We start from the raw sequence: 10,699 nt of genomic DNA, 5'->3' as shown, positions 1-10,699 counted from the left end.
TGTTCTGGTAAGTTGGAATTTTAGGCATATTGTGAATTTAAATAAAATTCATCTCTATAATGGGGTAAATCTTAAAAAGGGCTATCCGTTATTAGAGATAAGAAGTCCCAGGGAGGTAGTCTATGAAAAAGAAATTTGATGCGGTAAAGATGATGCGGGATATAAGGAATGAGTTAGTTGATGGATATTTAAAAAACCCAGAATTAGAAGCTAAAGATCTCTATGAGATTAGAGAAAAATATAATATTAAGAAAAAGAAGAAGAAAAAGCCACACTTTCAGATAAAAAAGGGCAGATAAGAGGACAAAGGAGAACCTCCAACTTGCCATTTATGGGCTTTCCTGGTATAAACTCCATGGCAAGATTCCCAAGGTCTCCCTTATCTTTCTTGAATCTGGAGTAGCCGGCGAATATGAACTATCCCCAAAAGACCTTGAAAAGACAGAGGAAAAGATAAGATTTACCGCAGATGGCATAAGAAGAAAAATCTTTAATCCCACTCCAGCTTATAACAATTGCCTCTATTGTGCATACCAGAGGATTTGCTCATCCTCTGAGCTTGGATAAAAATATATAGTTAATTCCATAACACTTTACAAAATGTATGTGTTTAGATAATCTTAAGGAAAACTTTATAAAATTATGAATTTTGAATGTTGAATTTTGAATTAAAAGGGAAAAAATTTTATAAACTTAAACCTTCAATTCAAAATTCAAAATTTAGAATTCAAAATTTCTTAAAAGGTGGATGAATTTTTAAACAGATAAACACAACCCTATCTATTTTTGCACTAAGTAATGGAAGATACTATAGTTAGCTATCTTAAAACCTTCCTTGGCTTACTTCCATCGGGAGGGCTAACAATGCCTTCTTCTTCCATCCTTTCAATAAGCCTTGCTGCCCTGTTGTATCCTATTTTTAATTTCCTCTGAATCATTGAGGTTGAGCCATATCCTGCATCTTCTACTATAGAAATGGCTTGTTTATAAAGAGAATCGTCTATTTCCTCATCTTCCTCAAGCCCTTCTTTTATTTCTTCCTCCCTTATCTCTTTCTTCTCAAGGGAAATGCCTTGGCTCTTAATAAAATCAACAATGTTTTCTATCTCAGAAAGGGAGATATAAGCACCCTGTAGCCTCATAGGCTTTGGGGAACCGGCGGGAAAAAATAGCATATCACCTCTGCCTAAAAGCTTCTCAGCTCCCATCATATCAAGGATTGTTCTTGAATCAACTCGGGAGAATACCTGAAATGCAATTCTGGAGGGAAAATTTGCCTTAATAAGGCCTGTTATAATATCAACGGATGGCCTTTGTGTTGCCACAATAAGATGGATCCCCACCGCCCTTGCCATCTGAGATAGCCGGGTTAAAGCCTCCTCACAGGAGCGCAATGATACAGCCATAAGGTCTGCCAGCTCATCTATAACCACAACAATGTATGGAAGTTCTTTTCCTTTCTTATGGTATCCATCTATGTCTCTGACACCCTCATATGCAAATGTTTTATACCTCTCATCCATCTCCTTGAGGAGCCAATGCAATGTAATAATAGCCTTTTTTGAATCGCAGATAACATCAGTAAGGAGATGGGGAAGCTCTGAAAATATTGTCATCTCAACCCTCTTTGGGTCAATGAGGACAAGACGCAATTGTTGGGGAGATGCTTTATAGAGGAAGCTTGTAATAATTGAGGCTAAACATACGCTCTTTCCAGAGCCTGTTACACCTGCCACAAGGAGGTGTGGCATATCTGCAAGGTTCACAATAATTGGTTCGCCTGTTATATCCTTTCCAAGAAAGAATGATAAAAGGCTTTCCTTCTTTTTAAACTCCTGACTAGAAAGCCCCTCTTTAAGGAATACGGTTTGCCTCTTGTGATTGGGAATCTCAATCCCAATTGCTTGTTTTCCCGGTATGGGTGCTTCAATCCTAACCGCCTGGGCAGCTAATGCCAGGGCAATATCATTGGAAAGCCCTGAGATTAAGCTTACCCGAACACCAGCGGCAGGTTGAACCTCGAAGGATGTTACAGTTGGTCCTCTATTTATACAAACAACCTTTGCCTCTATCTTAAATTGTGAGAGGGTATCCTCAAGCTGTTTTGATAAGGTAAGTAAGTCTTCCTTTATCTCCTTTTCTGGAATGATTACTGGCTCAGCAAGTAAAGATAGGGGGGGAAGCTGAAATGAGGTAGAAGTTTCTTTTCTCTTTTCTTCTCCTATTTCTTTCCTTTCGCTTGATAAAACTATTCTAGGCCTTTCTTTTTTCTTTTCATGATGAGATGCTTCCTTTTTAGCCCTATGATGGATGGGAATGGGTTTAAAGGGAGATAGAATAGCTCCACTTGAAAGATAAAGGGAAAGGATGATGATGAGACTTATTAGGACGATGTAAGAGCCGGTTAGATGAAGCCAGCTAAGCAGGAAGATAGAGCTTTTAAATCCAAGTAATCCGCCATTAAATAAAGAAAATTCTCTGCTTGGATTAGAAAGGGGAGAGAATAGGATGGATATTGTAATAACAAGCAAGATAAAGGAGATAATTTTGATATATGAAAAGATGCCTCCTTTTATTAGGGCTATTCCAAAAATAAAAAGTCCAATGGGAATAAATATAGAGCCTATTCCAAATATAAGGATAAGAAATGTAGCAAAATAGGAACCCACAGGTCCTATTGGATTATTGGAAGATAAAGCTATTCTCCAATCAGCTGGACGGACATTCCAAAACCCAAGAATTGCAATTGCTACCAAAAGTGAGAGAGAAATAAGGGCTATTCCTATAATTATCCCTTTAATGTTCTTCATTTAAATTCAAAATCCTAAACAAATCTCGTATTTGGAAATTGGACATTTAAAGAGAAAAAATCATAACCTATAATTCCTCTTGCACCAATCAATGGTTTTTAAAAGCCCTTCTCTAAGGTTAACCTCTGCTACAACCCCCAATTTCTCCTTTGCCTTTTCTATTGAGGGAACCCTCCTCCTTGTATCCTCAAATCCAGTTCCATAATAGCTTTCATAGCTTGTTAAAACAATCTCTGAGTTTGAATTGGTTAATTCCTTTATAAGCTTTGCTAGGTCATAAATTGATGTTTCAAAATTTGAGCCAATGTTATAGACATCACCCTCTGCAGACTTTGTTTCAAGGGCTAATATCGTTCCCCTTACTGTATCATCAATGTATGTAAAGCATCTTGTTTGTTTTCCATCACCGTGAACGGTAATAGGTTCGTTTTTTAAGGCTTGGGTGATAAACCTTGCTATTACACTTCCATACCCTTTTTCATCTATACGGGGTCCGTATGAATTAAAATATCTAACAATCACAATAGGAAGCCCCTTTTTTGAATGGGCAAATGCAAGGTGTTCATCAATTGCCTTTGAGGTAGAATATGCCCATCTATCTATCTTGGTTGAGCCTAATACCCTAAGGGATTTATCCTCATCAAATGGAATTTCTGTTAATTTTCCATAAATCTCTGAGGTTGAGGCAATTAGGGTCTTTTTCCAATATTTATATGCAGATTTAAGGATAATTTCTGTTCCTGTAACATTGGAAAAGATAGCCTTTAAGGGATCATCCACAATGTGCTTAACCCCAACCACGGCGGCAAGGTGATAGATAGAATCACAATTTTCTATAAGGGAATCTATTATTTTTTCATTCAGGATTGTGTCATTTGTAAAATGGAATTTTGGATTAGCTAAATTATGTCTGATATTATCAATCTTTCCTGTGGAGAGATCATCAATTACAAATACCTCATAGCCTTTATCAAGAAGCCTGTCTGTAAGGTTTGAGCCAATATATCCTGCCCCACCGGTAACCAATACCTTCATTTTTATATTTTATAATTATACAAACTTAGAAACTCAACACACAAAACTTTAGAAATCATAACCTAAGCTGAAATGTGCCTTTGCTTTATTGCTTCCCTTTTTCCATCCATAGTCAAGCCTTAAGGGAAGAAAGAAAAGGTTAAGCCTAAATCCAATGCCTGTTGAAGAAAGGGTTTGGCTTTGTTTATTATCTGTCCAAAAAGAAGCGAAATCATAGAAAATAACAGACCTTATTCCACCTATAGAAAGACCCAATGCAAAATCAAGCCTTTCTATAAATGGAATCCTTAATTCAACATTTCCCGATAAAATCTTATTCCCCCAAAATTCATCATAATCATATCCCCTTAATATCGCATCCTCTCTTATAGGAATAATGCTTACGCCACCCAAGGGAAACTCCCTCTTATCCCTTCCTTTGCTTTGCTCATAAAATAGCCTTGTTGCCAAAACAGCCCTCTTTGTTATGCTTATATATTTTCTCACATCTGTCTTTATATTATCAAATTCTAGGACACCCTCGCTATTTCCAGGATTTATTGCCTTCTCGTATGTCAGCCTTACCCTTTTTCCTCCTCTAGGCCCTATCCAGCTCCAATTGGATGTATCATCTACAAGAGAAGACCTTAAAAGATATATTGTCTGTCTTTCTTGGGAAGAGGATGGCAAAGCATGGCTTCTTTCCCAGCCTTCCAGCAAAACCTCCTGCTCTATCCTCCTTGTCTTTGAAAACGGATAATCTAGAGAACCAATTATTCCATATTCGCTATCTGTGAATTCTGTATTTGTTCCAAAATATGAGTTTTGCTTCTTAAAAAGCCCAATCCCCATAGATGGCCTTTTGGAAAGGTTAAGGTAAAATAAAGAAAGATTGGAAAAATCAAGGAGACCTGTATTATAATTTGTCGTTAAAACAAACCTATTGTTCCCCAAAATATCAGAGCCTGCCATCTGGATATTGGCAAATAGCCCCTGCCTTGAATCATAAAGAAGGCTTCCGTTTCTATAATCCAGGGTAAATTTCTTGGAATAGGGCTTTTTTGTTGTCTTTACAAATTCCCTTTCTTCCTTTTGGAGAGAGAAAACATCGGGCAAGGGTTTCCAGGTAAGGCTATTTTCATTTACATCCATAACATAAACATCCTCCCTTCCTTGAAAATAAGAAGAAAATGCCAATTTTTTCTTTTCTGGATTAAATGAGGCTGATAAAGCTCCGGTGGTAAAGTTCGTAATCCTTGTAAATAGCCTTTGGGACATATTGCAAAGATAGACATCAAGGGAGCCATCCAGATTAGAGATAAAGAGAAATCTATCATTATCTATCCCTTTTAAATAAACAATAGAGGGAAGGCTTAAGATTCTCTTTTCTTTTTGGCTTTCAATATCAAATGTCCATATAGAGGAAAAGCCTTCTTCCCTTAAAAAAAGAATTTTATTATTATCTAACCAAGAGGGATAATTATCAAGCCCAAATGTTAATGCCCTTAATTCCTTTGATGAAAGGGAAAGAATGCTTTGTCTTCCCTCTCCATCCTTGTAACCAGATATTACCATTTCTAAGGAAGAGGGAGAAAAAGAGATAAATCTAACCTCATCTAAGTCTTTTATCTCTATTTTATCTATAATTTTTCCTTTTATAACAGAATAGACAAATAGGACATCGTTTTTCTCATATCTTCCCACAAAGGATATTTTACATCCATCCTTTGACCATGAGGGAGGAATATCCTTTATCTCCTCACATTTTCTTGGCTTTTTTATCTTCTTTATTATCCTTCCATCGCTAAAATTTATAAGAAAAATGCTGTTTTCCTCTTTTGAAATAAGGCTAATAATATCTCCAGCAGGAGAAAAGCTTATGAATCCGCCTTGTTGAAATATTTTCTTTCCATAATCTTGAGGTCTTTTCTTTTCTTTTAAAATGGGCCAGTATTTTTCCTTAAGTGCATTTACCCAGCTATCTTCAAGCTTTTCTATTGAAATGCCGCAGGTATCTCTGATAACCTTTTCTTGAGGGATATTTGCAGAAAATTTACGAAGGATGACAGATAAAACCTCCTCTCCATATCTTTCTGCAATATAGGAAATCAATGAATGGCTCTCCTGATATGCAAGGTATGGCCTTTCCATAAAGTCAGAGAGGTTAGATAAGGGAATAAGGCTATTCTCCAAAACAGCATCCTTAAGAACAAGCTCTCCAATTGGTGTAAAATCCCCTTCATAATAAGTAGCAATTCCTTCCATAAACCACATTGGTGGCTGGGGAAAAATTTGATTTGTAATAATAGATTCAAAGAGGTTTCCATATAAAAGCTCATAGCAAAATATATGGGTGAGTTCATGGTTTATTACCCTCTCAAGTTCTAAATAAGAACCTGTGAAGGGAATGGCAATACGCTTCTTAAAAACCTCAGCAAACCCACCCACACCCTTATCAATAAGCTCTAATATAATATTTGTTTGGGCAAAATCATAAGGGGAGGCAAAAATAACAAGGGGAATTTTCTTTCTAACCTCCATCTTTAAAGAATTTGAAAGGTTTTTATAAGCACTTTCTGCAAAGGATGCAGAAAGATTGCCCAATTCCTCTATCTTTGGGCTACAATATATCTCAAAATGGTTAGTTTCAATTACCTCCCAGGTAAGATTTTTATACCTAACCTTATTCTTTCCAAAAACCTGGGAGAAAACAAGAGATGAAGAAAAAAAGAAGATTATAAGTATGTGTTTATAAGTCATCTACGGCATAACCAACCAACCTTTTATTGTTTCTGCAATTTCTTTGACAGCCTCTTTGGCATCTAATGCCTTCTCTCTTGTATAGTTAGTTGGCCAGTGGACAGGGTATCTTGTCTCAATATAAAAGGCATTGAGAAGATCGCATTGGGGGAAAAGGGATAAAAGGGAGGGTTCTTTTTTAGCACATATCCTTAGCAACCCGATTAGATTATGTATCTTCTCAAACTCCAGGTTATAAGCAATGATAAATGCTTTAAGGTATTTCTCTGCTGCCTGATGGAAGAAGAAACAAATCTGTGCGTAAAATTCACTCTTTTCTTTAAGATTGGCTTCTGCAAAATTAAAGTCATCATCTGCCTTGCTTAACCATTCATTAACAATCTTTATATCAGCCATAAAGAACTACCCCTTCTTTGAAAATTTTTTTTATAAAAGGGTCTCCCAAAAAAAGACATTCTTCAATCTCTTCTGGCTTATAAACTATATAATCAACAGCCACACAAGTATTTATTAAGCGATATAATTCACTCATCCTCTCAGCTCCATAGTAGGGAACATCTTTTTTTATAATAAAGAGGTCGATGTCGTTTATATTCCTATCTCTTCCTACTGCGGAGCCAAAAAGTATGATTTTATCAGGCTTATATCTTTCAATAATTTGCTTTTTAATACTTTCTATCTCACTTAAGATGCCTTCATTTTCCATCATATTATGTTTAGCTGTTTCAATTAGATAGACTTTTTAGGCCTCCAGACCCTCTGACTCTTTAGACTCAATTTTTATCTTCTTTCCTCCTTGCTGGCGCATCTATTATTCTGGGAAGGACAATGGTGAATCTATTTCCAAATTTCGTGGAGTAAGCAGAAATGTTTCCCTTTAAAAGACCAACAAGCTTTTTTACCAAAAGAAGGCCTGTTTTTCCCTCAAGCCAACCGTTCTCCTTAAATACCTTATCTAAATATTCCTTTGGAATTTCAGGGGCTGTATCAGAAATTTCAAATATAATTGCATCATTTTCCTTGTCTTCCTTAACAAGAAGGGAAACATTGCCCTTTTCGGTAAATTTTATGGCATTTAAAAGGAGCTCATCCAATATCTTTATCAGACGAACCTTGTCGGTTTTTATTTTAATCTCTGGACACAATGCCTCAAAGGAAAGCCCTTTTGCATTTGCCTCATTTTTACACCTTGCGCTAACAATATAGATAATGTTCTTCAACGAAAACTCCTCAATTTCAATCCATATCTTTCCAGAGTTAGCCTTTGCTATCTCCAGGAATTCTAATATAAGAGATAATCCCTTTGAACAAAGGTTGTTTATCTCTTTAACAGATTCTTTTTGTTTTTCATTTAATCCTCCATATTCACTTGAGATGAGAAGATTTGCCTCCTTTGATATATCCTGTAATGGCATTGAGATATCCTGGGTTATGTGGGATAAGAATTCAGCCTTTATCCTTTCCTGCTCCTTTAGCTGTTCAATCTTTTTCTTAAGCTCTAAAGAGAAATTCGTCATCCTTAGATTTGCCTCAATCCTTAAGAGCAGCTCATCGGGATCAAATGGCTTTACTAAATAATCATCTGCTCCTGCCTTAAGACCCGCTATCCTTGAGGATGAATCTCCAAGCACAGTAAGAATGATTATGGGAATATCCATTGTTTTTTCATTGTGTTTTAGCCGTTGAGCTATCTCAAACCCATCTATTCCAGGCATCATAATGTCAAGGAGGATAATATTTGGTTTTTCTTTTTCAACCATAGAAAGGCAGCTGCCACCATCATAGGCAAATATACAGGAATATCCCTTTTCAGCCAAGATGTTTTTTATGCTTTCACACAGCTCTTTCTCATCATCAACAATCAGAATTTTTTCCTTCATACCTTAAGTATAATCTAAAAACAAAAATTTTACAAATAAAAATTAGCGGATATGTTCAGCGAGCGATCTCTTTAAACACATTTATAGTTAATTCCATAACGCTTTATAAAATTTTGAATTTTGAATGTTGAATTTTGAATTAAAAGGGGAAAAATTTTATAAAACTTAACCTTTTTCAATCCAAAATTTAGAATTCAAAATTTCTTAAACAGCTAAACACATACAAATTTTATGTCCTTTACAGGCTTTTGTCAAAGAAAAATAATTTATTTACAAAAGGCAAGAAAAAGTTTATAATTAAAATGTGAAGGGAACAACAATTATTGCTGTAAAAAAGGATGGGAAGGTAGCCATTGGTGGAGATGGCCAGGTTTCATTGGAAAACACCATTATAAAGCATAAGGCAAAAAAGATAAGGAAGATATACGAGGGAAATGTCTTGGCTGGTTTTTCTGGCTCTGTGGCAGATGCCTTTACATTGGTTGAAAGGTTTGAAGGAAAAATAAAGGAATACAAAGGGAATCTGCAAAGGGCAGCTGTTGAGCTGGCAAAGGAATGGAGGATGGATAAATATTTAAGGAGGCTCGAGGCAATGCTGGTTGTTTGTGATAAAGAAAGCCTTTTGCTTATCTCTGGGGGTGGCGAGGTTATTGAACCAGATGATGGAATTTTATCTACCGGCTCAGGGGGTCCATATGCTTTGGCATCAGCAAGGGCATTGATAAAGCATTCAAATCTCAATGCAAAAGAAATCGTTGAGGAATCCTTAAGGATTGCCTCAGAGGTCTGTTTATATACAAATTCAAATATAACAGTGGAGGTGCTTTAAGTGAAAAAAACAATTATTTTTTTGTTAATCATTCCATTTCTTGTCATAGGAGATGAAGGGAAATCCCATTACCTTAAGGCAAAGGCTTATGAGAAAAGCAAAGATTTTTATTCTGCCATAATAGAGTATAAAAAGGCTTTATTAAAAGACCCGGATTCTATAGAGCTTAAAACATCCCTTGCCTTTGCTTATCTTTACAACCACGAAGAAGACCTTGCCTTGAAGGTTTTCTTATCCATTGCAAAAACAAAACCAGAAATATGGCATACAATAGGAAGGATATGTGTAAAGCAAAAAAGATATAAATCCGCAATTGAGGCTTATAATCAAGCCTTAAAGATAAAGGAAAATACCATCATTCTTTATGACCTGGCAGAGGCATACCTCTTTGCAAAGAAAATAGATGGTGCAATCTCAACCTACAAAAGAATTATTGAATTGTCTCCCAAGGAGGAACCTGCATTATTAAGCCTTGGTTTAATTTATGACAAAGAAAAGAAGATAAAGGATGCAATAGAGATATATGAGAAGATATTATCCATAAATCCAAATAATACATTTGCCATAAAAAGGCTTATCCTTTACAACATGTCCAAAAATCCCGAGAGCTCAGAAAAACTTTCCCTTATTCTTCTTGAAAAGGAGAAAAGCCCCGAATCCTATCTTTTGCTTGGAATCTCTCTGGAAAAGAACAAAAAGGAGAGGGAGGCAGAGAAATGCTATAGAAGAACAGTAGAGCTTGGGTTAAAGGAGGGATTTGTAAGGCTTGGATGGCTCCTTTTTAAAAATGAAAGGGATGATGAGGGATTAAAATTGGCTAAAGAAGGACTAGAAAGATTTCCAGAGGATTTTTCTCTCTTGGTGCTTTATGGTGTCCTTCTAAGCCAAAAAAAGGAGCATCAAAGGGCAATTTCTATCTTTAAGGATTTGCTAAAGCGAAACCCTAATGATGACTATCTATATTTCCAATTAGGGGTTGCCTATGATGGTCTTTTAAATAAAAATTGGGCAATAAAGTATCTCTATAAGGCTATAAGGCTAAATCCAAAGAATTCAGCAGGTTATAACTATATTGGATATACCTGGGTAGAAGAGGGAAAGAATTTAAATAGGGCAATGAGGCTTATTGAAAAGGCATTAGAGATAGAGCCAGATAACCCAGCCTACATAGATTCTCTGGGATGGTGCTATTATAAGATGGGAAACCTTGATTTAGCCCTTTCTTTACTCCTTAAGGCGTATAATTTAAAAAACGATGACCCGGTAATATTGGAGCATATCGGCGATGTTTATAATGACAAGGGGATGAAGAAGGAGGCAGAGAAATTTTTAAATCTTTCCCTTGATAAATTTAAGGAGGAAAGGGATAAAGAGAGAATAAGGAAAAAATTTTGAATGATGAATTT

Annotated in this window: 11 protein-coding genes; 5 read left to right on the top strand and 6 right to left on the bottom strand. The window is 36.0% G+C overall.

Annotation, left to right across the window (positions count from 1 at the left end):
- The 3 genes from AB1397_07535 to AB1397_07525 all read left to right on the top strand — a co-directional run.
- On the top strand, positions 1-139 hold a 139-nt coding region (locus AB1397_07535), incomplete at its 5' end, for a PIN domain protein (GenBank protein ID MEW6482824.1).
- Positions 123-299 (top strand): hypothetical protein, encoded by a 177-nt coding sequence (locus tag AB1397_07530; GenBank protein MEW6482823.1) that lies wholly within the window; start codon positions 123-125, stop codon positions 297-299. The genes AB1397_07535 and AB1397_07530, both read left to right, overlap by 17 nt.
- 28 nt (positions 300-327) lie before the next feature.
- Positions 328-567 (top strand): PD-(D/E)XK nuclease family protein, encoded by a 240-nt coding sequence (locus AB1397_07525; protein ID MEW6482822.1) that lies wholly within the window; start codon positions 328-330, stop codon positions 565-567.
- A gap of 251 nt (positions 568-818) precedes the next feature.
- Here AB1397_07525 and AB1397_07520 read toward each other — a convergent pair whose 3' ends face one another.
- From AB1397_07520 to AB1397_07495, 6 genes are all read right to left on the bottom strand, one after another.
- The gene (locus AB1397_07520; protein MEW6482821.1) at positions 819-2,810 is read right to left on the bottom strand and encodes a DNA translocase FtsK 4TM domain-containing protein; all 1,992 of its coding nucleotides are present in this window, start codon (positions 2,808-2,810) and stop codon (positions 819-821) included.
- Between the two features lie 60 nt (positions 2,811-2,870).
- On the bottom strand, positions 2,871-3,845 hold the full coding sequence (locus AB1397_07515) for a GDP-mannose 4,6-dehydratase (protein ID MEW6482820.1): 975 nt from the start codon (positions 3,843-3,845) through the stop codon (positions 2,871-2,873).
- A 48-nt stretch (positions 3,846-3,893) separates the two neighbouring features.
- Positions 3,894-6,584 carry a BamA/TamA family outer membrane protein gene (locus AB1397_07510; GenBank protein MEW6482819.1) on the bottom strand — a complete coding sequence of 897 codons (2,691 nt, stop codon included), beginning with the start codon at positions 6,582-6,584 and terminating at the stop codon, positions 3,894-3,896.
- On the bottom strand, positions 6,585-6,980 hold the full coding sequence (locus tag AB1397_07505) for a HEPN domain-containing protein (GenBank protein ID MEW6482818.1): 396 nt from the start codon (positions 6,978-6,980) through the stop codon (positions 6,585-6,587). It abuts the gene before it with no gap.
- A complete protein-coding gene (locus AB1397_07500) occupies positions 6,973-7,293 on the bottom strand; it encodes a nucleotidyltransferase domain-containing protein (protein ID MEW6482817.1) in 321 nt (106 codons plus the stop codon). The genes AB1397_07505 and AB1397_07500 overlap by 8 nt, the downstream gene beginning before the upstream one ends.
- 64 nt (positions 7,294-7,357) lie before the next feature.
- Complete coding sequence (locus tag AB1397_07495; GenBank protein ID MEW6482816.1) at positions 7,358-8,464, bottom strand: hybrid sensor histidine kinase/response regulator; 1,107 nt, start codon at positions 8,462-8,464, stop codon at positions 7,358-7,360.
- 304 nt (positions 8,465-8,768) lie between these two features.
- Between AB1397_07495 and hslV the strand changes: the two genes are divergently transcribed.
- Both hslV and AB1397_07485 read left to right on the top strand, forming a co-directional pair.
- Positions 8,769-9,293 (top strand): ATP-dependent protease subunit HslV, encoded by a 525-nt coding sequence (gene hslV / locus AB1397_07490; GenBank protein ID MEW6482815.1) that lies wholly within the window; start codon positions 8,769-8,771, stop codon positions 9,291-9,293.
- The gene (locus tag AB1397_07485) at positions 9,294-10,688 is read left to right on the top strand and encodes a tetratricopeptide repeat protein (protein MEW6482814.1); all 1,395 of its coding nucleotides are present in this window, start codon (positions 9,294-9,296) and stop codon (positions 10,686-10,688) included.
- Positions 10,689-10,699: the final 11 nt, after the last annotated feature.

The organism is bacterium, from assembly GCA_040756715.1.
Lineage (GTDB): Bacteria > UBA9089 > UBA9088 > UBA9088 > UBA9088 > JBFLYE01.
The sequence above is the reverse complement of the archived record's forward strand: the minus strand, read 5'-3'. Positions and strand labels throughout refer to the sequence as shown.

What these genes read in the sequence shown, in the direction of transcription:
- AB1397_07530 (MEW6482823.1), top strand. Translation starts at nt 123, where the DNA reads ATGAAAAAGAAATTTGATGCGGTAAAGATGATGCGGGATATAAGGAAT.
- AB1397_07520 (MEW6482821.1), bottom strand. Translation starts at nt 2,810, where the DNA reads ATGAAGAACATTAAAGGGATAATTATAGGAATAGCCCTTATTTCTCTC.
- AB1397_07515 (MEW6482820.1), bottom strand. Translation starts at nt 3,845, where the DNA reads ATGAAGGTATTGGTTACCGGTGGGGCAGGATATATTGGCTCAAACCTT.
- AB1397_07510 (MEW6482819.1), bottom strand. Translation starts at nt 6,584, where the DNA reads ATGACTTATAAACACATACTTATAATCTTCTTTTTTTCTTCATCTCTT.
- AB1397_07505 (MEW6482818.1), bottom strand. Translation starts at nt 6,980, where the DNA reads ATGGCTGATATAAAGATTGTTAATGAATGGTTAAGCAAGGCAGATGAT.
- AB1397_07500 (MEW6482817.1), bottom strand. Translation starts at nt 7,293, where the DNA reads ATGATGGAAAATGAAGGCATCTTAAGTGAGATAGAAAGTATTAAAAAG.
- AB1397_07495 (MEW6482816.1), bottom strand. Translation starts at nt 8,464, where the DNA reads ATGAAGGAAAAAATTCTGATTGTTGATGATGAGAAAGAGCTGTGTGAA.